The sequence below is a fragment of the Nocardioides aromaticivorans genome (assembly GCF_013408525.1).
GTDB lineage: Bacteria > Actinomycetota > Actinomycetes > Propionibacteriales > Nocardioidaceae > Nocardioides > Nocardioides aromaticivorans.
Genome location: NZ_JACBZM010000001.1, coordinates 1,837,780 through 1,859,801, shown reverse-complemented (window position 1 = coordinate 1,859,801; position 22,022 = coordinate 1,837,780). Strand labels below are relative to the sequence as shown.

At 72.5% G+C, this 22,022-nt stretch carries 18 protein-coding genes; 6 read left to right on the top strand and 12 right to left on the bottom strand.

What is annotated here, in order from left to right; all coding sequences use genetic code 11:
• Positions 1 to 70: 70 nt before the first annotated feature.
• Positions 71 to 625 (bottom strand): YceI family protein, encoded by a 555-nt coding sequence (locus tag BJ993_RS08690; protein WP_036549415.1) that lies wholly within the window; start codon positions 623 to 625, stop codon positions 71 to 73.
• 195 nt (positions 626 to 820) lie between these two features.
• The gene (locus BJ993_RS25785; RefSeq protein WP_257026847.1) at positions 821 to 952 is read right to left on the bottom strand and encodes a hypothetical protein; all 132 of its coding nucleotides are present in this window, start codon (positions 950 to 952) and stop codon (positions 821 to 823) included.
• Between the two features lie 237 nt (positions 953 to 1,189).
• Here BJ993_RS25785 and BJ993_RS08685 point away from each other — a divergent pair, with 237 nt between their 5' ends.
• From BJ993_RS08685 to BJ993_RS08670, 4 genes are all read left to right on the top strand, one after another.
• On the top strand, positions 1,190 to 1,453 hold the full coding sequence (locus BJ993_RS08685) for a hypothetical protein (protein ID WP_036549412.1): 264 nt from the start codon (positions 1,190 to 1,192) through the stop codon (positions 1,451 to 1,453).
• A 12-nt stretch (positions 1,454 to 1,465) separates the two neighbouring features.
• Positions 1,466 to 3,301 carry a glutamine--fructose-6-phosphate transaminase (isomerizing) gene (gene glmS, locus BJ993_RS08680; protein ID WP_179648450.1) on the top strand — a complete coding sequence of 612 codons (1,836 nt, stop codon included), beginning with the start codon at positions 1,466 to 1,468 and terminating at the stop codon, positions 3,299 to 3,301.
• Between the two features lie 75 nt (positions 3,302 to 3,376).
• The gene (locus BJ993_RS08675) at positions 3,377 to 5,104 is read left to right on the top strand and encodes a DEAD/DEAH box helicase (protein WP_179648449.1); all 1,728 of its coding nucleotides are present in this window, start codon (positions 3,377 to 3,379) and stop codon (positions 5,102 to 5,104) included.
• A 187-nt stretch (positions 5,105 to 5,291) separates the two neighbouring features.
• Complete coding sequence (locus BJ993_RS08670; protein WP_179648448.1) at positions 5,292 to 5,858, top strand: aggregation-promoting factor C-terminal-like domain-containing protein; 567 nt, start codon at positions 5,292 to 5,294, stop codon at positions 5,856 to 5,858.
• An 82-nt stretch (positions 5,859 to 5,940) separates the two neighbouring features.
• On the opposite strand, the gene BJ993_RS08665 is transcribed toward BJ993_RS08670, so the two are convergent.
• Positions 5,941 to 6,858 (bottom strand): NAD(P)/FAD-dependent oxidoreductase, encoded by a 918-nt coding sequence (locus BJ993_RS08665; RefSeq protein WP_179648447.1) that lies wholly within the window; start codon positions 6,856 to 6,858, stop codon positions 5,941 to 5,943.
• Between the two features lie 66 nt (positions 6,859 to 6,924).
• Between BJ993_RS08665 and BJ993_RS08660 the strand changes: the two genes are divergently transcribed.
• On the top strand, positions 6,925 to 7,377 hold the full coding sequence (locus BJ993_RS08660) for a MerR family transcriptional regulator (RefSeq protein ID WP_179648446.1): 453 nt from the start codon (positions 6,925 to 6,927) through the stop codon (positions 7,375 to 7,377).
• 18 nt (positions 7,378 to 7,395) lie between these two features.
• On the opposite strand, the gene BJ993_RS08655 is transcribed toward BJ993_RS08660, so the two are convergent.
• The 8 genes from BJ993_RS08655 to BJ993_RS08620 form a co-directional block, all read right to left on the bottom strand.
• The gene (locus BJ993_RS08655) at positions 7,396 to 7,998 is read right to left on the bottom strand and encodes a class F sortase (RefSeq protein ID WP_179648445.1); all 603 of its coding nucleotides are present in this window, start codon (positions 7,996 to 7,998) and stop codon (positions 7,396 to 7,398) included.
• 13 nt (positions 7,999 to 8,011) lie between these two features.
• Complete coding sequence (locus BJ993_RS08650) at positions 8,012 to 8,650, bottom strand: class F sortase (protein ID WP_179648444.1); 639 nt, start codon at positions 8,648 to 8,650, stop codon at positions 8,012 to 8,014.
• A 1-nt stretch (position 8,651) separates the two neighbouring features.
• Positions 8,652 to 9,791 carry a sortase domain-containing protein gene (locus BJ993_RS08645; protein WP_179648443.1) on the bottom strand — a complete coding sequence of 380 codons (1,140 nt, stop codon included), beginning with the start codon at positions 9,789 to 9,791 and terminating at the stop codon, positions 8,652 to 8,654.
• Positions 9,788 to 11,266 carry an FAD/NAD(P)-binding protein gene (locus BJ993_RS08640; RefSeq protein WP_179648442.1) on the bottom strand — a complete coding sequence of 493 codons (1,479 nt, stop codon included), beginning with the start codon at positions 11,264 to 11,266 and terminating at the stop codon, positions 9,788 to 9,790. The genes BJ993_RS08645 and BJ993_RS08640 overlap by 4 nt, the downstream gene beginning before the upstream one ends.
• Before the next feature lie 96 nt (positions 11,267 to 11,362).
• The gene (locus BJ993_RS08635) at positions 11,363 to 14,962 is read right to left on the bottom strand and encodes a beta strand repeat-containing protein (protein ID WP_179648441.1); all 3,600 of its coding nucleotides are present in this window, start codon (positions 14,960 to 14,962) and stop codon (positions 11,363 to 11,365) included.
• A gap of 42 nt (positions 14,963 to 15,004) precedes the next feature.
• The gene (locus BJ993_RS08630; protein WP_179648440.1) at positions 15,005 to 17,956 is read right to left on the bottom strand and encodes an ICP22 family protein; all 2,952 of its coding nucleotides are present in this window, start codon (positions 17,954 to 17,956) and stop codon (positions 15,005 to 15,007) included.
• Between the two features lie 167 nt (positions 17,957 to 18,123).
• Entirely contained in the window at positions 18,124 to 19,305 is a 1,182-nt protein-coding gene (locus BJ993_RS08625; RefSeq protein ID WP_179648439.1) for a hypothetical protein, read from the bottom strand.
• A 262-nt stretch (positions 19,306 to 19,567) separates the two neighbouring features.
• Positions 19,568 to 20,227 (bottom strand): TetR/AcrR family transcriptional regulator, encoded by a 660-nt coding sequence (locus tag BJ993_RS08620; protein ID WP_179648438.1) that lies wholly within the window; start codon positions 20,225 to 20,227, stop codon positions 19,568 to 19,570.
• 417 nt (positions 20,228 to 20,644) lie between these two features.
• Here BJ993_RS08620 and BJ993_RS08615 point away from each other — a divergent pair, with 417 nt between their 5' ends.
• Entirely contained in the window at positions 20,645 to 21,457 is an 813-nt protein-coding gene (locus tag BJ993_RS08615) for an SGNH/GDSL hydrolase family protein (protein ID WP_179648437.1), read from the top strand.
• 73 nt (positions 21,458 to 21,530) lie between these two features.
• Here BJ993_RS08615 and BJ993_RS08610 read toward each other — a convergent pair whose 3' ends face one another.
• Positions 21,531 to 21,890 (bottom strand): hypothetical protein, encoded by a 360-nt coding sequence (locus tag BJ993_RS08610; protein ID WP_179648436.1) that lies wholly within the window; start codon positions 21,888 to 21,890, stop codon positions 21,531 to 21,533.
• Positions 21,891 to 22,022: the final 132 nt, after the last annotated feature.

The window sequence follows — 22,022 nt, the reverse complement described above, 5'->3', positions numbered from 1 at the left end:
GCGACGACGCCCGGCTGGATCCGCAGATCCGGCCGGGCGTCGTACGACGCAGGGGGTGAGCCCCGGGGCGTCAGGCGGTCTTGATCGCCGAGATGTCGAACTCGAGCTTGATCTTCTCGGAGACGAGGACGCCGCCGGTCTCGAGCGCGGCGTTCCAGGTCAGGCCCCAGTCCTTGCGGTTGACGGTGACGTCACCCTCGAAGCCCACGCGGACGTTGCCGAACGGGTCCTTGGCGGAGCCGTTCTCCTCGAACTCGATGGTGACCGGCTTGGTGACGTCCTTGATGGTCAGGTCGCCGGTGATGGTCCACTCGTTGCCGTCGCGGCTGACCTCGGTGGAGACGAACTTCCACTCGGGGTACTGCGCCACGTCGAAGAAGTCGGGGGACTGCAGGTGACCGTCGCGGTCGGCGCTGCCGGTGCTGACGCTGGCCGGGTTGATGGTCAGCGTGACCGAGGAGGCGGCGGGGTTGGCGGTGTCGATGTGGGCGGTGGCGCTCCAGTCGCTGAACTGGCCGCGGACCTTGGTGACGACCGCGTGGCGGGCCACGAAGCCGAGGCGGCTGTGGGCGACGTCGAGGGTGTAGTCGCCGGAGATGTCGGTGAGGGCTGCGTTCTCGGTCATGGGGACTCCTTGGGTGCTGTCGTGGATGTTTGAAACGTCAAGCAATAGAGCAATGGTGACACGTCAACCATTCCGTGGCAAGGGGTGACCTGGGTCACGGAGGTGAACATCTGTGGTCGGTACCCGATCGGCCCCGGGAAAACAGCGAAGGCGCCCCGCGAGTGCGGGGCGCCTTCGGGCTGTCTGGGGGGTGTGTCAGGCGGCGTGAGCTGCCGTGGTCGGCTGGCCGACCTCGATCCACACGGCCTCCATGTGGGTGCGGCCGCTGGCGTCGGTCACGGGAACCCAGCGCATCTCGAGCCGGGTCGACACTTCGGTGTTGGTCATGAGACACCTCCTGTTCACCTTGTGTTCACCAGAGTAGCACGTTCTCCACCCCGCGCCACCGGAATGGGGATCCAGCCCCTCCCTGCTCCACCTGGACCACGAATGAGCCCTCTCGCGAGGGCTGCCCGCTCCACCCCGGGTGTCCGCTGCCCGGGGCCCGCTTTCGGTGCGGTCAGTTCCTGCCCGATTTCGGGCAGGAACTTGAGTTTCACCCGTTCTGGATGCACGCTCGGCGATGTGTACGTCGACCCGCGGCTCGTCCGCCACGTGGAGGAGAGCAGCGGGCTCACCACCGCCGAGGCGTCACGGCTCGTCGAGGACGTCCTGTCCTTCCACGACGAGCCGGTCGAGGAGTGGGTCCGGCGACGGCACGCGGAGCTGAAGACCTACGGCGGCAGGAACGCCGAGATCTTCGCTCGACTCCAGGAGGAGCTGCGCGGCCACGTCGTGGCCGCGCCCGAACTCTCCGAGCGCCAACTGCGCCGGATGATCTACGGATAGAGGCGGATTCACATGTGCGGCATCGTCGGATACATCGGTGGGCAGCAGGCGGCCCCCCTCCTGCTCGAGGGCCTGACCCGGCTGGAGCACCGCGGCTACGACTCGGCCGGCCTCGCGGTCCTCGGCTCGAGCGGGATCAAGGTCGCCAAGCAGGCCGGCCGCGTCCGCGACCTCGGCGACGGTCTGCCGAAGCGCTTCGGCGGCAAGATCGGCATCGGGCACACCCGCTGGGCGACCCACGGCCCGGCCAACGACGTCAACGCCCACCCGCACACCGACGAGGCGGGCCGCGTGGCCGTCGTCCACAACGGCATCATCGACAACGCCGCCGCGCTGCGGGCCGAGCTGTCCGGGGCCGGGGTCGAGCTGGCCTCCGACACCGACACCGAGGTGCTCGCCCACCTCATCGCCCGCTCGGGTGCCAAGACCCTCGAGGCGCGGACCGCCGAGGCGCTGTCCCGGGTCGAGGGCACCTACGGCATCGCGGTCACCCACGCCGACTTCCCGGACCGGATCGTCGTGGCCCGCAACGGAAGCCCGCTGATCATCGGCGTCGGCGACCACGAGATGCACGTCGCGTCCGACCTCGCGGCCGTCGTCCGCTACACGACCACCGTCGCCCACCTCGACGACGGCGAGATGGCGACCGTGACCGCGGGCGGCTTCAAGACCTGGCGCATCGACGCCTCCGGCCTCTCCGCCACCGACCGCCGGGCCAAGGAGGTCGACATCGACCCCGAGGCGTACGACGCCGGCGACCACGAGTCCTTCATGCACAAGGAGATGCTCGAGCAGCCCGCCCGCGCCGAGGCGGTCCTCCGCGGCCGGCTGGACGACAAGTTCGGCACCGGCCACCTCGGCGGCCTCAACCTCGACGCCCGCGAGCTGCGCGCGGTCAAGCGGGTCAAGATCCTGGGCTGCGGGTCGGCGTACTACGTCGGTCAGATGGGCGCCTCGCTCATCGAGGAGCTGGCCCGGATCCCCGCCGACGCCGAGGCGGCCAGCGAGTTCCGCTACCGCAACCCGATCGTCGAGCCGGACACGCTGTACGTCGCCGTGAGCCAGTCCGGCGAGACCATCGACACCCTGCTCGCGGTCCAGGAGATCCAGCGCAAGGGCGGCTTCGTGATCGGCCTGGTCAACGTCGTCGGCTCGGCGATCGCCCGCGAGGTCGACGGCGGCATCTACCTGCACGCCGGCCCGGAGGTCGCGGTCGCCTCGACCAAGGCCCTGACCAACATGTACCTCGCCTTCGCGATGCTCGCCGTCCAGCTCGGCCGGGTGCGCGACCTCTCCATCGCCGACGGCCGCCGGCTCATCGCCGGCCTCAACGCGATCCCGGGCCAGATCGACCAGGTGCTCGCTGCGGAGCCGGAGCTCGCGGTCGTCGCGAAGTCGCTGGCCGAGGCGGAGAGCCTGTTCTTCATCGGGCGGGTGCGCGGCTTCCCCGTGGCCCGCGAGGGCGCGCAGAAGTTCAAGGAGATCAGCTACCGCCACGCCGAGGCCTACCAGACCAGCGAGCTCAAGCACGGCCCGCTCGCGCTGATCTCCACCGCGGTGCCGACCGTCGCGATCGTCCCCGACGACGAGCTCGTCGAGCGCAACGTGGCCGCCCTGCACGAGATCGCGGCCCGGGGCGGCCCGCTCACGGTGGTCACCCACGCCGGCGTCGACCTGGGTGACCTGGCGGGCAAGGTCGAGCGGATCGACGTACCGAAGAACGAGCGCGAGCTCGACCCGATCCTGCTGACCATCCCGCTGCAGGTGCTCGCCTACCACGCCGCGCTGTCGCTGGGCCACGACATCGACAAGCCCCGCAACCTCGCGAAGTCCGTCACCGTGGAGTGAGCGCGGCACGGGCGTGACGCACGGCACCGCGCCGACGATCCGGCGTGAAATGCCTCACGCCACTACCCTTGTCGGGTGAGTGAGACCGCTGAGAACGAGACCACGACTTTTGCCGACCTCGGCCTCGGCGACCGGATCCTGCAGGCGCTGACCGACGTCGGCTACGAGACGCCGTCGGCGATCCAGGCGCAGACGATCCCGCACCTGCTCCAGGGGCGCGACGTGATGGGCCTCGCCCAGACCGGCACCGGCAAGACGGCGGCCTTCGCGCTGCCGATCCTCGACCAGCTCGACCTCACCCAGCGTCGTACCGAGGGACAGCCACAGGCGCTGGTGCTCGCGCCGACGCGCGAGCTGGCCCTGCAGGTCTGCGAGGCGTTCGAGAAGTACGCCGCCAACCTGCGCGGCGTCAGCGTCCTCCCCGTCTACGGCGGCCAGGGCTACGGCGTCCAGCTGTCCGCGCTGCGCCGTGGCGTCGACATCGTCGTCGGCACGCCGGGCCGGATCATGGACCACCTCGAGAAGGGCACGCTCGACCTCACCGAGCTGCGCTTCCTCGTCCTCGACGAGGCCGACGAGATGCTCAACATGGGCTTCGCGGAGGACGTCGAGACGATCCTCGCCGACACCCCGGCCGACAAGCAGGTCGCGCTCTTCTCGGCCACGATGCCGAAGCAGATCCGCGCGCTGTCGCAGACCTACCTCAAGGACCCGGTCGAGATCGCCATCGAGCGCAAGACCCGGACCGCCGAGAACATCCGGCAGCGCTACCTGATCGTCAGCTACCCGCAGAAGGTCGACGCGCTGACCCGGATCCTCGAGGTCGAGAACTTCGAGGGCGCCATCGTCTTCGTCCGCACGAAGAACGAGACCGAGACCCTCGCCGAGAAGCTGCGCGCCCGCGGCTACAGCGCCGCCGCCATCAACGGCGACATCGTGCAGGCGCAGCGCGAGCGGACCGTCAACCAGCTCAAGGACGGCAAGCTCGACATCCTCGTCGCGACCGACGTCGCCGCGCGCGGCATCGACGTGCCCCGGATCAGCCACGTCTTCAACTACGACATCCCGACCGACACCGAGGCCTACGTGCACCGGATCGGCCGCACCGGCCGTGCCGGCCGCAGCGGTGACGCGATCTCGTTCATCACCCCGCGCGAGCGCTACCTCCTCAAGCACATCGAGAAGGCCACCCGCTCCACCCTCGAGCAGATGCAGCTCCCGAGCGTCGACGCGATCAACGAGTCGCGGCTGAGCCGCTTCGACGACCAGATCACCGCCGCGCTCGAGTCGCCGAGCATCTCCTTCTTCCGCGACGTGGTGAGCCACTACATCAAGGAGCACGACGTCCCCGAGGTCGACGTCGCCGCCGCCCTGGCGATCGTGATGCAGGGCGACACCCCGCTCCTCCTCGAGCCCGAGCCCGAGCCGGAGCGCCGCCCCCGTCGCGAGTACGACGACCGCGACGACCGTCGCGGTGGCGACCGCTTCGACCGGGGCGACCGCGGCGACCGGGGCGGACGCGACCGTGCGCCGCGCTCCGGCGGCAACTTCCAGGCCTACAAGATCCAGGTCGGCAAGCGGCACCGCGTCGAGCCCCGCCAGATCGTCGGCGCCCTTGCCAACGAGGGCGGCCTCGACCGTCGCGACTTCGGCAAGATCACGATCCGGCCGGACTACTCGATCGTCGAGCTGCCCGCGCAGCTCAGCCCGGACCAGTGGGAGCGGCTGAAGAACACCCGGATCAGCGGCAAGCTCATCGAGCTGGCGAAGGACTACGGTCCGCCTAAGCGGTCACGCGGCTGAGTGGCGCCTGCTGCGCGCCGCGATGCACGCGCGCCGGCTGCGTTGCCGACGCTCGACGTGCGCCCAGCATGCCTTCGCGACGGCGCCTTGCCATCGCACGCGCCTCACGGCGCTCGCGACGGCGCCACTCAGCCGCGTGACCGCAATCGGTCGCGCAAGCCCCGCGACTGACGTACGGTCGACTCCCATGGGGGGTCGGTCCGCGCTGTGCGCCGCCGTCGCGCTGCTCGCGACCGCGTGCGGGACCGCGGCGACCCCTGAGGCCACTCCCGACCCGGCACCGCCGACGAGTGCCGCGCCGACCCCGACGCCGACACCGCGCACGGACGAGCTCTCGCGGTCCGGTGCCCGGGCCGACGTACCGGACGTCGAGATCATGGCGCAGCTCGCCCGCCGGGCCGAGCGGATCGCGAAGAACCTCCCGCAGGCCCCGATCCCGGCCGACGTGGACCGCGGCTCCAACCGGGCGCTCGGCTACCAGCTGATGATCGAGTTCGGCTTCCCCGAGGAGCAGTGGGCCTACCTCGACGCGCTCTGGCAGCGCGAGTCCGGCTGGAACCACCTCGCCGAGAACCCGAGCTCCGGCGCCTACGGCATCCCCCAGTCGCTGCCCGGCACCAAGATGGCCGTCGTCGGCAGCGACTGGCGCACCAACCCGGAGACCCAGATCAACTGGGGCCTGGCCTACATCGGCGCCCGCTACGGCACGCCCCAGAAGGCGTGGGCGCACTCCGAGGCCGTCGGCTGGTACTGACCGCTCGGGATAGTCCCGGACGAAAAGCACCAGAATCGCCGGGGACTCGGTGCTTTTCGTCCGGGACTATCCCGGCGGCGCGTCAGGCGATCCGGGCCAGCGCGGCGTCCTGCACGCAGGCGGCGGCCGCGACCAGGCCGCCCGACGCGGCCACCAGCACCGAGGCCATCGGCATCGGGAGACCCGGGCCCTGGGCCATGTCGCCGGCGGCGTACACGCCGGGGACGCTGGTCCGGCCGAAGGCGTCGACCACGACCGCGCCCGTCTCGGACAGCTCGAGGCCGAGCTGGCCCGCGTACGGTGCGGCCAGCGCCCAGTCGGTCTTGACGAAGAGCCCACCGAGCGCGACCGGCTCCTCGCCGGCGACGTCGACGAGGAGCCCCTCGCCCTCCCGGTGTACGGCGACCACGGCGCCCGCCACGACCGGGACCCCGAGCCGGGCGAGGCTCGCCGTCGTGGCGTCGTCGAGCTCGCCCCCGTGGGCGAGGACGACCACCTCGCGCGCGATCGGCCCGACCATCGACGCCATCGCGGCGACGTGCGGCGCGGAGCCGAGGATGCCGACGCGGGTGCCCGCGAACTCGTGGCCGTGGCAGAACGGGCAGTGGGCGACCAGGTCGCCGAACTCCTCCGCGACGCCCGGGACGTCGGGGAGGGTGTCGCGCACGCCGCTCGCCAGCAGCACCCGGCGCGCACGCACCGGCTCCTCGCCGGCGAGCTCGAGGACGAAGTCGCCGAGCCCACCCGAGATGCGGAGCACCTCGGCGTCGCGGAGCTCGACGTCGTCGTACGCCTCGGCGTCCTTGCGGGCGGCCGTGCGCAGCTCGGCCGGCGGGGCGCCGTCGTGGCCGAGGAAGTTGTGCATGTGGCCGGTCGGGTCGTTGCGGTAGCGGTCGGTGCCGAGCACCAGGGTGCGCTGGTGCATCCGGCCGAGGGTCTGTGCGGCCTGCAGCCCGGCCGATCCGGCGCCGATGACGGCGACGTCGTGGATGTCATTCATGGTGATCCCTTTCCTGCACGAGTCCGTGGGTTGACGCTGGTCACGAGCATGTGACTTCATGTGGACATGAAGTCAAGCCGTCGTGACATCCGCTGGTCGATCGGCGACCTCGCCGAGCGCTTCGAGCTCGAGCCCCACGTGCTGCGGCACTGGGAGGAACGGGGCCTGCTGGCGCCGGAGCGCGACGCCGCCGGTCGTCGCGTGTACGGCGAGGACGACGCCTACCGCGTGGCGACGATCATCGCCAGCAAGGCCTCCGGGATGAGCCTCGAGCAGATCCGGACGCTCGTCGACGCCTCCACCGACGGGCGGCGCGACGCACTGCGCGCCCACCTCGACGAGCTCGACCGGCGCCAGGCCGAGCTCGAGCGCTCACGCCACCTCACCCAGCACGCGCTGGAGTGCCGCGCCCACGACATCACCACCTGCCCCGGCTTCCAGGCGCACGTCGAGGACATCGTCGCCGGTACGACGAGGGGCCTCCCGCTGCTCGCCCGGCACGCGTCGACCCACGGCTGACGGGGTCGGTCCGCAGGCTCAGTCGGCGACCGCCGTGACGACCGCGTTGCCGAGCGGGTCGCCGCGGTGCAGCGGGCCGCCGGTGCTGATCAGGCGCAGCTCGGGGCGGGTGGTCCGGGAGAACACGTGCTTCGCGGGGAACCGGCCCTGGGGGTAGTAGGCGATGCCGGTGACCCGGTAGTCGACGCTCCGGCCGTCCTTGCGGCGCAGGGTCACCACGTCGCCCTCGCGCAGCCGGGCCAGCCCCTTCAGCACGCCCGGCTCACGGGTGGTGCGGGCGATGTAGCCCGTCACCACGGTGATGCCGGCCTCGCCGGGCGTCGCCGACGTGGCGTCCCAGCCGGTGGCGCGCAGCGGCGGCAGGGCGAGCGTCGCGCCGTCGTCAGCGGCCCGCAGCACGCGCACCTTCGCGGTGACGTCGAGCCGGTCGATGTGGATCCGCACCGGGCGCGACGCGGGCAGCGTGGCGGCGGTGGCCCCGGTCGTCGGCGCGGACTCGGGCTCCGGGGAGGCCGTCGTACCGCCTCCGAACGCGACGGCGCCGACGCCGAGGACCAGGCAGGCGGCGAAGCCCGCGACGACGACGCGTCGCTGGCGGCTGACGGTGGACGTGCTGGTCATGGGGCCCTCCGGTTCAGGCGGTCGTGAGGTGGGTGAGGTGGGCGAAGACGACGACATTGGAGAGGTAGTCGTCGGTGGCGTGGTCGAAGGTGCCGCCGCAGGTGATCAGCCGGAGCTCGGGGCGGGTCGTGGCGCCGTACACGCGGCGGGTGGGGAAGGCGGACTTGGTCACCACGTCGACCCGGTCGACGGTGAAGGTCGCGCGCCGGCCGTCGTCGCGGTCGACCACGACCCGGTCGCCGCGGCGCAGCTCGCGCAACCGGTAGAAGACGGCCGGCCCCGAGCGGGAGTCGACGTGCCCGGCCAGGACCGAGGGCCCGGCGTCGCCGGGAACGGGGGAGCGGTCGTACCAACCCGCGGTGTCGGCCTTCCGCATGGGTGGCACCTCGAGCTCGCGGCGGGCCGTGAGCCCGAGCCGCAGGAGGCCGGTGTCGATACCGATCCGGGGGACCCGCAAGCGCACGGGCCGACGCCCCGCCGTCGCTTGCGGGGCGGGGGCGGGCTGCTCCGCCACGACCGTGCCCGGGCGGTCCGCCGTCGTCGCGTCGTCGTCCGTCAGCGCGAGGAGGGCGAGCCCCAGCGCGACCCCCGACGCGAGCACGGCGGCGCGCCGCCCGACCCGGGGCCGCGGAAGGGTACGCCGGGCGCCCATGTCAGCCCTTGGCCGGCGCCTGCACCATCATCACCGCGCGGGCGAAGACGATGGTGTTGCGGCCGGACGAGTCGTCGTAGCCGACCAGCCGCAGCAGCGGGTCCTCGGCGGCGCCGTACACCTTCCGGGTCGGGAAGGAGCGGGCGTCCACCTCGGCGACGCGGTCGACGGTGAAGAAGACCTGGCTGCCGTCGGCGCGGACGATCCGGAGCGACTGGCCGGGAGCGGCCTTCTCGAGACCGGCGAACGCCCCGTCGACGGAGCCGATGAGCACGGCCGGACCCGCCTGCCCCGGAGCGGCGCCCCGGCTGAACCAGGCGGGCTTCGCTGGATCCGGCGCGACCAGCACGCCCGAGGCGTCCTGGCGGACCTTCGCCAGCGACGCGGACAGGTGGGCGGCGGGGAACTCGATCGACGTCGGACGGACGCGGTGGTGGGTGTTCCACGTGCGGTCGTCGGCGCCGTGGTGCGCCATGTCCGCGGACATCGCGTCCCCGCCGCCGGGGCCGCCCGGCCCGGTGTCGCTGGCCGCCGAGGTCGTCGGCTCGCGGTCGAAGAGCGGCGCGAGGAAGACGATCGAGCCGACGACGCCGACGAACAGCGCGAGCATCGCGAGCTGCCGGTGGCCCGGGCGCAGGCCGGGGAAGGTGGTGCCGATCGACAGCCTGGTCCGCGCCGGCTGGCTGGCCGGCTCGGGCGTCGACGCGGCGGCCGGTCGGGCAAGGGGCAGGGCACCGGCCAGGCGCTGGCCCTGGTGCCGCCACCGGGGCAGCAGGACGGGCAGCACGGCCGCGCGGGCCGCGAGCATCCCGCCCCACACCAGCGTGAAGAAGGCCAGGTGGGTGCCCGGCGGCGCCGCGGCGTCGAACGCCCGGAGCACCAGCCACGACCCGGCGGCCTCGGGGAGCCACGACAGGAGCGTCAGCAGCCGCGGCCAGTCGCGGTCCCAACGGCGCTCCTGAACGGCCTGGAAGAGCGCGTCCCAGCCGCAGCCGAGGACCGTGATCGCGGCGAGGCCGCGCAGGGCGTCCCCCCACCCCAGTGCGCCGAGCAGGATCGCCGCGAGCAGGGACAGGGGGACGCCGACGAGGAGGCTGAGCGCCAGCCGGGTCTGCAGGCGTCCGGCGAGGGTGGGGGTCACAGCGACGTCCCTCCGATCCACTGGAACCAGCCGCGGGCCGACCGCAGCGGGGTGAGGGGGGCGCCGACGCCGGCCGCGGCCAGCGTGTCGGCGACGGACAGCGCCGCCTGCTGCAGCCCCAGGAACGAGTCGACCGGGCCGAGCAGCGCCCCACGGGCGGTGCTCCCGGTCGCGAACATCCGCCCGTCGCCGCTGGCGCCGCCGTCGACCGCCCACTGCTCGTCGACCCGCAGGCCGCCGAGGGCGTTGGTGGTGACCGGGCTGAAGGCGACGAGGTCCGCGACGAGCGGGTGGGCCGCGGTGTCGGTGTCGAGGCCGACGGCGTCGAAGAAGTGCTCCCCGTTCACCGTCATCCGCTTGCCGTTCTGCAGCCGGACGCTCGCCGAGAGCCGGCCGTCCTGCTCGGTGATGCGGTCGACCTCGCCGACCACGGCGTCGTACCACCCCTCGGCGCGGGCGGCGGCGAGAGGATCGCGGCGGTGGGGGCGCACGGACGCGGCGCCGAGCTCCTCGATGGCCGCGCCGCGGGCGGGCTCGTCGAGGGTGGCCAGCTCGTCGCGCAGGCTCCCGGTGTACGCCGAGCGCGGGAAGTCGAGCGCCTGGTGGCGAAAGCCCAGGCGCTCGTCGCGGCCGCTCGAGCCGTCCGGCCAGCTGCGCACGACGTGCCATACGTGGAGGTCGCGGCCGTGGCGCTCCCGCGCCTCGGTCAGGCGTCGGAGCAGCTGCAGCGCGGCCTCGCCGGCGCCCCGGACGATCACGTCGCCCCCGCGCCGGGCGACGGTCGCGAGCGCGGCGTCGTTGTCGTCGTACGCGGTGGTCAGGAGGGTGCTGTCGGGGAACTGCTCGCGGTACGCCGCGACCTCGGGCGTGACCCGCGGCCCGGGGCTGCCGAGCGCCAGGTGGACGTGGTCGCAACGGATCGCCGCGAGCTCGCCGCGCTCGCGGACGATGACGAAGTAGCCGCCGCCGCTGCGCTTGAAGAGGTACTCCGCCGGGACGCGCGTCGTCATCGCACGCCAGCCGATCCGCCGGGCCTCGCGGTCCAGCGCGTCGCGGACGATCCCGACGGTCGGGCGGTACCCGTCGCCGTACACGCCCTCGAGGAGGAGCTGGGCGAGGGGACGGAGGCTGCGGGTACGACGGGCCTCGTGGCCGGCGTACCCGGGGAAGCCCCAGAGGTTGTCGAGGCGGGCCGCGGACTCGCTGCGCAGGCGGCTGTCGTCGTCGAGGCCGAGGGCTGCACAGCGTGCGAGGAATGCGGCGCCGGGGGAGGTGGCGTCGCCGACGACCACGATCTCGTCGGTGGGCAGGCCGGCGACCCGGAGGCGGTCGACCAGCGCGAACGACCCGAGGCCGCCGCCGATCGTCGCCACCGTCGCCGTGCGGGTGACCGGGATGTTGGTGGCGGCGAGCTGCTCGTCGCTGACGAGCCGTTCGGCGTCCTGGGTCGCGGGCTTCTCGGGGGAGATGGTCATCGGGGGCCTCTCGGAAGGAGGGGACGTGCGGGGGACTGACGGGGTGCGGCGGAAGGGAGGAGGCGCCGCACCCCGTCAGCGGGTGCCCGGGCTGGGTCAGCGCGAGCTGCGGGTACGCACGCGCTGGGCCACGACGACACCAGCGCCTGCGAGGAGGAGCAGCCAGACGAGGAGGTTGCCCTCGTCGTCCTGCTCGTGACCGACGACCGGCAGCTCAGCCGCCGTGCCGCCGCCGCCGGCCTCCACGCCCCCGCGGGGCATGGGGAAGCCGCCGTCGGCCGGGTGGCCGTGGCCCTGGCCGGTCATGCCGTCCGGAGCCGGTACGCCGCCGACGATCGCGCCGTCGGACGTCCCGGTGCCGGAGTGCACCGAGCCGCCGGCGTGGGCCGCCGGGACCCCGCCCGACATCCCACCGGAGTGGGCGCCGGGCATCCCGCCGGAGTGGGCGCCCGGCATGCCGCCGGATGCTCCGCCGCCGGGCGTCCCGCCGGACGGGCCAGCGTGACCACCGGCGTGGCCGCCGGTGCTCGGCGCGACACCCGAGAGCCGGAGCGCCCGGACCGACGTCGTACTCCCGCCGTCGGCGGTCGCAGCCGACACCTGGACCGGTGTGGTCTGCGCACCGACGCGCGGGACGACCCGCCCACGGCAGGTGGTCGACTCGCCCGGGGCGAGCTCGGTCTCCGTGCAACGGATGTCGCCGGAGCCGACCTGGCCGGACAGCCCGGTCACGTCCACGTCACCGGTGTTGGTCACGTCGAACTCCACCGTCGCCGCCTTGTGGGCCTCGGCGTCCAGTGACCCGGGGGCGTCGGCGGCCTTGCCGTTGACGGTCGGGTCGGTGATCGCCAACGGACCGTTGTCGCCGGACCCGCCGGGGTCGTCCGACCCACCGGGGTCGTCGGACCCGTGACCGTCGGAGCCGTGGCCGTCCGAACCGTCGTCGCTCGGCGTCACCGGGTAGGCCACGCCGTCGATCGTCACGGTGCCGTCGTGCACGGGGTACGCGACCCCGTCCACGGTGGCCGAGCCGTCCGCGACCGGGTAGGTCACGCCGTCAACGGTGATGCTCCCGCTCGCCTGGCCGTCGGATCCGTCGGGCCCCCCAGACCCGTCGGTGCCGCCGGACGTGGTGACCGGGTAGCTCACGCCGCCGATGGTGACGGTGCCGTTCTTGACGGGGTACTTGACGCCGTCGATGGTGACGGTGCCGTTCTTGACGGGGTAGGTGACGCCGCCGACCTTGATGGTGCCGTTGGTGGTGTCGCCCGGGTTGTCGGTCCCGCCGTCGGTGGGGGTGACCGGGTAGGCCACTCCGCCGATGGTGACGGTGCCGTTCTTGACCGGGTAGTTGACCCCGCCGATGGTGACGGTGCCGTCGGTGACCGGGTACGTGACCCCGTTCACGGTGATGGTGCCCGTGGCCCCGCCGTGGGTCGGGGTGACCGGGTAGGCCACGCCGCCGATGGTGACGGTGCCGTTCTTGACCGGGTACTTCACTCCGTTGACGGTGACGGTGCCGTTCTTGACGGGGTAGGTGACGCCGCCGACCTTGATGGTGCCGTCGGTGGTGGCGCCCGGGTTGTCGGTCCCGTGGGTGGGGGTGACCGGGTAGGCCACGCCGCCGATGGTGACGGTGCCGTTCTTGACGGGGTACTTCACTCCGTTGACGGTGACGGTGCCGTTCTTGACGGGGTAGGTGACGCCGCCGACCTTGATGGTGCCGTCGGTGGTGGCGCCCGGGTTGTCGGTCCCGCCGTCGGTGGGGGTGACCGGGTAGGCCACGCCGCCGATGGTGACGGTGCCGTTCTTGACGGGGTACGTGACCCCGCCGATGGTGACGGTGCCGTCGGTGACCGGGTACGTGACCCCGTTGACGGTGATGGTGCCCGTGGCCCCGCCGTGGGTGGGGGTGACCGGGTAGGCCACGCCGCCGATGGTGACGGTGCCGTTCTTGACGGGGTACTTGACCCCGCCGATGGTGACGGTGCCGTCGGTGACCGGGTACGTGACCCCGTTCACGGTGATGGTGCCCGTGGCCCCGCCGTGGGTCGGGGTGACCGGGTAGGCCACGCCGCCGATGGTGACGGTGCCGTTCTTGACGGGGTACCTGACCCCGCCGATGGTGACGGTGCCGTCGGTGACCGGGTACGTGACCCCGTTCACGGTGATGGTGCCCGTGGCCCCGCCGTGGGTCGGGGTGACCGGGTAGGCCACGCCGCCGATGGTGACGGTGCCGTTCTTGACGGGGTACCTGACGCCGTCGATGGTGACGGTGCCGTTCTTGACGGGGTAGGTGACGCCGCCGACCTTGATGGTGCCGTCGGTGGTGTCGCCCGGGTTGTCGGTCCCGCCGTGGGTCGGGGTGACCGGGTAGGCCACTCCGCCGATGGTGACGGTGCCGTTCTTGACCGGGTACTTGACCCCGCCGATGGTGACGGTGCCGTCGGTGACGGGGTAGGTGACGCCGCCGACCTTGATGGTGCCGTCGGTGGTGTCGCCCGGGTCGTCCGATCCTCCCGGGTTGTCCGATCCGTCGTCATCGTCCGGCACACCGGTCACGTGGGCGATGCCCTGGGCAGTCGTCCGGCGACCGTCGGAGGTCGTGCCGTAGATGGTGATGGGCACGACCTGGTCGCCGGTCTCGGCCCGCACCTGGCGGGAGCAGGTCGTCGACTCGGTCGGCGCCAGCTCGGTGTCGGCACACGTGAGCGGGCCCTCCGGGCTGGTGGCCGACAGGTTCGACACGGTCCTGGTGCCCGTGTTCGACACCGGGATCGACACCGTGGTGGTCGTACCCACCGGCACCTCTGCGGTCCCGGCGCCGCCAGCAGCCTTGCCGCCGACGCTGGGGGTACCGGAGGTCAGGTCGCAGGAGCAACCCTTGTCCGGCGTACCGCTGCCCGGGTTGCCCGGCACGCCACCGCCGGTCGCGAGACCGGTGGCGAAGAGCAGTGCCGAGCCCGTCACCCTGCCCCCGGGCGTGGACGCGGTGGCACGGATCGGGGCGCTCCGGCTGCCGGCACCCGGCGTCCACGACCCGGTGCACGTCGTCGATGCGTCGACGGCGAGCGTGGTGCTGCCGCACGTCATCCTCCCGCCCGGGCCGGAGACGGCCAGGTTGGTCACGGTGACGTTGCCCGTGTTGGAGACCGGTACGGCGATCGTCGCGGCCCGGTCCGCGGGGACCTGGGCGGTGCCCGGTGCCCCTGCCGTCCGGCCGTTGACGGTCGGCGTACCCATCGTGAGGTTGCACGCGCAGCCGTCGGCCGGCCGCGGGGCTGCCTCCGACGCGGTGTCGGCGACGGTCGCCGGCGCGGGATCCGACGTGGCGGCGAGGTCGGAGTCGGAGGTGCTCTCCGAGGGAGCACTCCCGTCAGTCGCCTCGTCCACCGGCTGGATCGTGTAGATCTGCTCCGGCTCCGTCAGCTCCACCGGCTCCGGCAGGGGCATCGGGTCGGGCTCGGCGATCTCCGCCTCGACATTCGTCTCGGGGAAGACCGGGGTCCCGTGCGTCGGACGCAGGTCCGTCGGAGCGGAGTGGCCGGAGGTGTCTCCTCCGAGTGGCCCGTCCGCGCCGAGCAGCGTGGTGACGGTCCCGGTGAGCGACTCGACCGGTGTGGGACTGTCCCCGTCCTCGGCGTGGGCGGAGCCCACGCCGAGGAGGAGAAACCCTCCCACGGCCAAGCCGGTCACGACGGACCGCCTCATCCAGGGTTTCGTTGTCATCGACATTCCTCAGGCCTCGGGGGTCGCCGGCGACGCGCAGGTGCAGAGCGTGTAGTCGAACGACTCCTTCACGGTGGTGGTCTTGCCGCTCGCGTCGGTGCCGCTGAAGCTGACCGGCACCGAGTTCAGGCCGGACCGCGGCTGGACGACGACCGTGTACCAGGCGGACTCGCCGGGCTGCAGCGTGGCCTTGCCCCCGGTGACCTGGCCGGCCGGCGACGACGCGCTGACGTTGCGCAGCGGGGCGTCCCCGGAGTTGGTGACCTGGAAGGACACCTTGGCGGGGTCGGTCGAGTGGAAGGTGTAGCGAACGGCGTCACTGGTGGCCTTCCCGTCGACCATCAGGCCGTCGGTCGACACGAGCTGACCGTGCTGGACGGTGCCGGTGTAGACCGCCGAGCACGTCTTGCCCTGCTGCTGCCCGTTCGGGTTCGAGGCCACGATCGAGAAGGTCACCGCCTGCGCGCCGGGCTTGGCCGTCGTCGTGTAGGTGAGCGTCGTGGTCTGTCCCGGCCGGAGCGGGAGCCGGCCGCCGGTCAGCGTGCCGCCGTCCGACGCCTTGGCGGTCAGCGTGGTGATCGGGAGGGTGCCGGTGTTGGTCACCGGGACCGTGTAGGTCACCTGCCCGCCCACCGGGATCACGGCTCCGGGAGCGTTCGGCGAGCTCTGGCCGTTCACCTTGGGCGAGCCGAGGCTGAACGTCACCGTGCCCTGCGGGGTGTCGACGGGCGGGCTGCCCGGCGTCCTCGGCGTGACCGGGTAGGCGACGCCGTTGACGGTCACGGTGCCGTTGCGGACCGGGTACTGGGCGCCGTTGATGGTCACGGTGCCGCCGCGGACCTGGTAGGTCACGCCGCCCACGGTGACGGTGCCGGTCGCGTGACCGCCGGAACCACCGGGGTTGTCGCCGGGGTTGTCGGACGGGTCGTCGTCACCGGGGTCGTCGCCGGGGTTGTCGCCGGGGTTGTCGGACGGGTCGTCGTCACCGGGGTTGTCGCCGGGGTTGTCGGACGGGTCGTCGTCACCGGGGTTGTCGCCGGGGTTGTCGGACGGGTCGTCGTCACCGGGGTTGTCGCCCGGGTTGTCGCCCGGGTTGTCGCCCGGGTTGTCGCCGGGGTTGTCGCCGGGGTTGTCGCCGGGGTTGTCGCCGGGGTTGTCGCCGGGGTTGTCGGACGGGGCTCCGCCCAGCAGGTCGCCGACGATCGGCAGGCCCGCAACGGGCGAGGAACCGCCGCCGAGGAGGTCGCCCAGGATCGGGAGACCGCCAGCGGGCTCGTCGCCGGGCTCGTCGCCGGGCTCGTCGCCGGGCTCGTCACCGGGCTCGTCACCGGGCTCGTCACCGGGCTCGTCACCGGGCTCGTCACCGGGCTCGTCGCCGGGCTCGTCGCCGGACGGGGATCCGCCCAGCAGGTCGCCGACGATCGGCAGGCCCGCGACGGGCGACGATCCGCCGCCGAGGAGGTCGCCCAGGACCGGCAGTCCGGCCGTCGGGGATCCCGCCGGGTCGTCGCCGTCGGGCACCGTCACGGTGTAGGTCTTGCCGCCGATGGTCACCTTGCCGTCGCGCACGGCGTACTTGACCCCGTCGACGGTGACGGTGTCGCCCTCGACCGGGTAGGTCTTGCCGCCGATGACGATCGAGCCGGCCGGGGCCTTCGTACCGCCGCCGAGGATGCCGCCCAGGACCGGGATGCCGCTGGTGAGGTCGCCGGTCGGCAGCGCCCCTTCGACGTCTCCGGTCATGACCCCGGCGAGCAGGTCGCCGACGACCGGGATGTCACCGGTGAGGTCGCCGTTCGGCGAGTCGCTCCCGGGCAGGCCGGGGAGTCCGAGCGACTCGAGGGTCTTGATGTTGTCGGTGATCTGCAGGACCTCGAGGACGGCGGCGGGATCGCCGCTGCCGACCTTCTCGAGCGCCGTCTGCCAGAGCAGGCGGAAGGCGTCGAAGTTGTTGCCGGCGAAGGCGAGGTACTCGTCCGGCGTCAGCACGGTCTCGGGCCCGAGGCGGTTCATGATCTCGGTGATCGCGAGGGTGTCGTAGAGGTAGTTCGGGTCGAGCAGCTTCGGCAGCGACGGCAGGGTCGGCAGGCCGTCCTGGATGAGGGCGGTCACCTTCTCCGGCGTGGGCAGCTTGTCGAGGTCGACGCTGAGGGTCTTCGGGTCGATCGGGATCCCCATGCCGCCGCAGCCCGTGAGCAGCGTGACGTAGTCCGTGCCGTGGCCGCGGACGTGCGACGGGTTGAAGATCGGGATCCAGCCGAGCGGCCCGCCGTAGATGTCGATGATCGGCATCTCCGAGTTCCCGATCGCACCGCTCGCGAGCGACAGGATCAGGTTCTTGTAGTCGGGGTCGGTGTGGAACGTCAGGAAGTGCTGGTTGGTGCCGATGACGGGGATGCCGTCCTCGTTCTTCCACATGTGGTCGAGGAAGAAGTCGCAGGCGTCGCCGCCCTGGGTGTGGCCGCCGGAGTGGCCCCCCGAGGAGCTGGTCGAGCCGTTGCTCGCCGAGGTCTGGACGGTCTCCCCACCGAACAGGCCGCCGGTGAAGATCCCTCCGCCGAGGACGTCGGTGCCGAGGAAGCCGCCGACGATCGGCAGGCCCGAGAGTGCGGACCCGGACAGTGTCGTCGAGGTCTTCGTGGAGGTCTTCGTGGAGGTCTTCGTGGAGGTCTTGGTCGAGGTCGTGGTCGGCGTCGTACCGGCGCCACCGGCGTCCGCGTGCGGCGTCGAGGTGACCGAGACGTCGGCGCCCGGGGTCGGCATCACACCGACCTGAGCGGCGGCCGACGAGACGACGCCGAGGGTCGCGGCGAGCGCGACACCGGGGGCGATGAGGGTCCGGGCGGACCGGCTGGCGCGAGCGACCGCGATGCTGCGGACGGTGGCGTCAGGCTCCAGGGGCGTGGCGAGCCCGATGGGCTGCCAGCCCGTGTTGCGCGAAGCGCGGGGTTGCATGGACATGCTGGTTCTCCTGGTTCAGGGAAGTTCGAAGAAAGTGCGACTGCGAACGGTCGAGCGAGCAGAGCGGTTGTCCTTCGAAGGCCGGCCCGTACGTCGGGAGGTGGGCCCTCCGCCGTACGTCGGCGGTGCCGGCTGCCACGTCACTCAGAGGACGTGGCGTCCCTGGTTCAGTCCGGTGAGAAGGCCGGGTCGGCGGCCGGGGTGCCCGGCATCGGACCGGCGGGGCACGCCACCGGAGCGGTCGCGGGACGAGCCGCCAGGGGCTCGGGTGCGACCCGCGCCAGCGGGTGGTCGGGCCGGGGCGCCGAGGCGGCGCCGCCGGTGCCGGGGGTGAAGCCTGCGCCGGACACCGGAACCGGGAGGGCGGTGACGGTGTCCGCTGCGGGCTGCGCCACGGGCGTGAGGGCGACGGCGTCGGGCGGCGGGACCGCCGGCCCGGACAGGGTGCGCGTGCCGGAGGCCAGGTCCGCGTGCGGCGCGTCGAGGCGGACCGTCACCACGCCGAGGGCGGGACCCGTCGCGGCGTCCGCGGCGGAGGGGGCCGGCCCGGCGCCGGTGGTCGGTCCGGCGGAGTCGCCGGTGCCGGCCGGGTGGGTCACCTGCTCCACGACCGGCGCGATGACGGCGGCCGTCGTACCGACGACCTCGTCGACGGAGCCGGTCACCGCATCGGTCGCGTCGACGGCGAGCTGGCTGGCCAGGCTGAGCGTGCCGACCGCGGTGCGCAGCGTCTGCGCCAGCCCGCCGGCCAGGGGCAGGGGCGCGGCGAGGGTCTCGACGGTGTCGACCGCGTCGTCCGCGGTGCCGACGACCTGGCGGGTGAGGGAGTCGACGAGCGGGGTGACGGTGGCGCGGATCGAGGGAACGTCCTTCAGCGTCAGCTTCTCGCCGGTGGCCTCGACGGTGTCGCGAACGGTGTTCGTCAGGAGGCCGGCCGCGTCGATGCCGGTGCTCGGCGCCGCAGCGGCCGGAGTGTGGGCCCCTGCGGCCGGGAGGGCGGGCAGGGCGTCGACGGCGGCGGCCGGGTCCGGCGTGTGCGCGGGCGTCGTACCGCGGAGGCCGTCGAGGGCAGTGGCGGTCAGGTCTGCGACCTGGCGGAGGGGCTGCGGTGTCGTGGGCTCGTCGGCGTTCGCAAGGAGCTCGCCGACCATCGGCACCTCGGCCCCGGGCTGCGCGGGAGCGGCGGGCTGCTCGCAGGTGGCGTCGTCGCACGCGGCATGGGCGGTGCCGCCGAGGAGGAGCAGCGCGGCCCAGGACAGGCCGAGGAGGACGGTGAGGCGCCAGCAGGTGCGGCGCACGGCCCGCGAGCGCACCTGACCGCCCACGGCGGTCGCAGTGGCTGCTGCCATCTCGGTCTCCCGGAGCTCAAGGGGGGTGAGTCCGCCGCGCCACCTCGGGTCCGTGATGCCGGGCCCTGACGTGGAAGAGGCGAACCGTTCTGCTGCCCTCGGTGCTCGGAATGCGACATCAGTCGCCACCTCAGACGATCAACCAGTCCGGGATCTGGGGGATCCCGGCTGTCAAACGGCTGTCAATCTGTGGTCATCCTGCACCCGGGTCTTGGCAACTGTCCAGAAGCTTCCGGGAGAATTTTCGGTGTCGGCCCGGAGCTCAGCCCGCGAGCTCGGCATCGAGCACGGCCAGCAGGGCGCCGAGCTCGTCGGCCCGGACGAGGCGCGCCAGCCACTCGACCATCGTCGCGCGGAACACCGCGGCGCTCCGGACCAGTGCCGGGTCGAGGTAGCCCGTCACCTCGAGGGCGACCACCCCGTGGAGCGAGGCGAGCACGCGCGTGTGCAGCCAGGCCAGGGTGGCCGGCCAGGGGCTGGATCCCGGTCGCTCGGCCAGGGCGACGACGGTCTGCTCGGCGGCCGGAGGGACGGGAGGCATCCGGACGTCCTGGTGGGTCGTGAGGGCGCACAGGCACGTGCCGAGGAACGCATCGGAGACCTCGCGGATCGACACCTCGCCACTGCGGGGTCGCGCCAGGACCAGGCGGAACTCGTCCTGGTGGCGCAGCGCCCAGCGACGCAGCCGGACCCAGGCGACGAGCCAGCGCTTGGTCACGTCGTCCGCCGAGATCGCCTCGACGGCCGCGACGAGGTCGGCGGCCACGCTCTCGTCGATCGACGCGGCCACCAGGTCCAGGAGCTCGTCGAGGTTCGTGACGTAGCGGTAGAGACCGGCCGGACTCACGCCCATCGCCGCGGCGACGCCGCGCAGGGTCAGGTCGTGACCCTCGGCCAGGAGGGTGCGAGCAGTGTTCACCATCGCGTCGTACGTCGCGGCGCGTTGCTGCGCCTGACGGTTCGGGTGCGCTCCGCGGACCCCTGTGCCCATCCGTGCCCTCCCGCCCCGATGCGGTGGTCGTACGCTCGAGTGCGAACACCGTTCGCCCTGACGGGCCCTGCGGTGCTCCCTCCCGCGGCCGGCCTGACATCCGAGTCGCCGGGCCGGCCGCGGGGGTGCACTCCGGGACATCGTCCCGACGCATCGCCGACGCTACCAACGGGTTGACAGCCCTGTGCCTGCGGGTTGCCCGCCTGTTCTCGGATGTGGTGCCGGGCCCGTCCGAGGCGTCCGGACCTTCGCGGTGCATTGGCAGGGCGTTCGTCGCGGGCGGGTGACGACGTCACCACTTCATGGTGTAGTGACCCAGATCACACTGGCTCTCCCGAAGGTGGTTCCATGTCTCGGTCGTCGCTCCGCCTGCTCCTCTCCCTCGGCTCGGTCCTCTCCGCGGCGCTGGTCGGCCTGGTCGCCATACCGCCCGCCGCGCACGCCGCCGCACCCGTGTACGTCGCTCTCGGCGACTCCTACTCCTCGGGCGTCGGCACCCGCAGCTACATCGACGACGGCACGAGCTGCCAGCGGTCGAACTACGCCTACCCCAAGCTGGTCGCCTCCGCGAAGGGCTACAGCCTGAGCTTCAAGGCCTGCTCCGGCGCCACCACGAGCACCGTCACCAACAGCCAACTGAGCGCGCTGAGCTCGTCGACGTCGTACGTCACGATCTCGGTCGGCGGCAACGACGCCGGCTTCACCGGTGTCATCACGGAGTGCGCCCAGCCGGGGTGGATGTCGGACTGCGACGGAGCGATCAACACGGCCCAGTCGTTCATCAACAACACGCTGCCCGGCCGGCTGGGCACCCTCTACGCGTCCATCAGGAGCAAGGCCCCGAACGCCGTCGTCGTGGTCGTCGGCTATCCGCGGCTGTTCATGGGCGAGGACTGCAATGCGGCGACCTGGTTCAGCCCCGCCGAGGAGACCCGGCTGAACCAGACGGCGGACCTGCTGAACAGCAAGCTGTCGGCGGCCGCGAGCGCCAAGGGCTTCAAGTGGGCCAACCCCACCTCCCGCTTCGTCGGCCACGCGGTCTGTGACGACGTCGAGTGGCTCAACGGCCTGTCCAACCCGGTCAGCGAGAGCTACCACCCGAACCGGCTCGGACACTCGTCCGGCTACAAGCCGCTGGTGGCGGGGCTGCTCGTCGGCTGACGGACAAAAAGACGTCGGGTGCGGCTGCGAGCAGCCGCACCCGACGCCTTTCACAGGATCGGGGTGGTCGGGATCATCCGCCACCGAGGTTGATCGTCTGGGCGTTGCCGACGCGCGGCCTCTGGATCGAGACGGCGCGGTACCAGTAGTACTTCTGGGCGGGTTTGAACACGTTGGAGCACTCCACGACGGCGTAGCCCGCGTTGCCGTTGGCGGGCGTGCCGGAGATGTTGTAGAAGTCCACCTTGTAGGAGCCCTTGACGAAGGCGCTGGATGAGGTCTCGCCGTTGTCGAGGTAGAACTGCACGGCGCTGGCCTGGAAGAACAGCTGCTGGCAGCCGCCTCCCCCCTTGACGACGACGTGCGGGTCGTCGTCCCACGCCTGGGAAGAAGGCGTGGCCAGGAAGCCCGCGGCCAGGGCTGTCGCCGCCACGGCGACGAACCTGGAACGCGTGCGCGTTGACTTGCGGTGAGTGGGTCGATGCTTCACGGAAACCCCCATGGTCGAGGCGCCGACTGACGCCCGGGTGATATCGAACCGGTCCCCCGAGTGTTCTGTTCAACG

Coding starts and splice junctions, on each gene's coding strand:
- BJ993_RS08660 (WP_179648446.1), top strand. CDS start 6,925: ATGAAGTCAAGCCGTCGTGACATCCGCTGGTCGATCGGCGACCTCGCC.
- BJ993_RS08630 (WP_179648440.1), bottom strand. CDS start 17,956: ATGTCCATGCAACCCCGCGCTTCGCGCAACACGGGCTGGCAGCCCATC.
- BJ993_RS08670 (WP_179648448.1), top strand. CDS start 5,292: ATGGGGGGTCGGTCCGCGCTGTGCGCCGCCGTCGCGCTGCTCGCGACC.
- BJ993_RS08615 (WP_179648437.1), top strand. CDS start 20,645: ATGTCTCGGTCGTCGCTCCGCCTGCTCCTCTCCCTCGGCTCGGTCCTC.
- BJ993_RS08640 (WP_179648442.1), bottom strand. CDS start 11,266: ATGACCATCTCCCCCGAGAAGCCCGCGACCCAGGACGCCGAACGGCTC.
- BJ993_RS25785 (WP_257026847.1), bottom strand. CDS start 952: ATGACCAACACCGAAGTGTCGACCCGGCTCGAGATGCGCTGGGTTCCC.
- BJ993_RS08665 (WP_179648447.1), bottom strand. CDS start 6,858: ATGAATGACATCCACGACGTCGCCGTCATCGGCGCCGGATCGGCCGGG.
- BJ993_RS08655 (WP_179648445.1), bottom strand. CDS start 7,998: ATGACCAGCACGTCCACCGTCAGCCGCCAGCGACGCGTCGTCGTCGCG.
- BJ993_RS08625 (WP_179648439.1), bottom strand. CDS start 19,305: ATGGCAGCAGCCACTGCGACCGCCGTGGGCGGTCAGGTGCGCTCGCGG.
- BJ993_RS08690 (WP_036549415.1), bottom strand. CDS start 625: ATGACCGAGAACGCAGCCCTCACCGACATCTCCGGCGACTACACCCTC.
- glmS (WP_179648450.1), top strand. CDS start 1,466: ATGTGCGGCATCGTCGGATACATCGGTGGGCAGCAGGCGGCCCCCCTC.
- BJ993_RS08650 (WP_179648444.1), bottom strand. CDS start 8,650: ATGGGCGCCCGGCGTACCCTTCCGCGGCCCCGGGTCGGGCGGCGCGCC.
- BJ993_RS08620 (WP_179648438.1), bottom strand. CDS start 20,227: ATGGTGAACACTGCTCGCACCCTCCTGGCCGAGGGTCACGACCTGACC.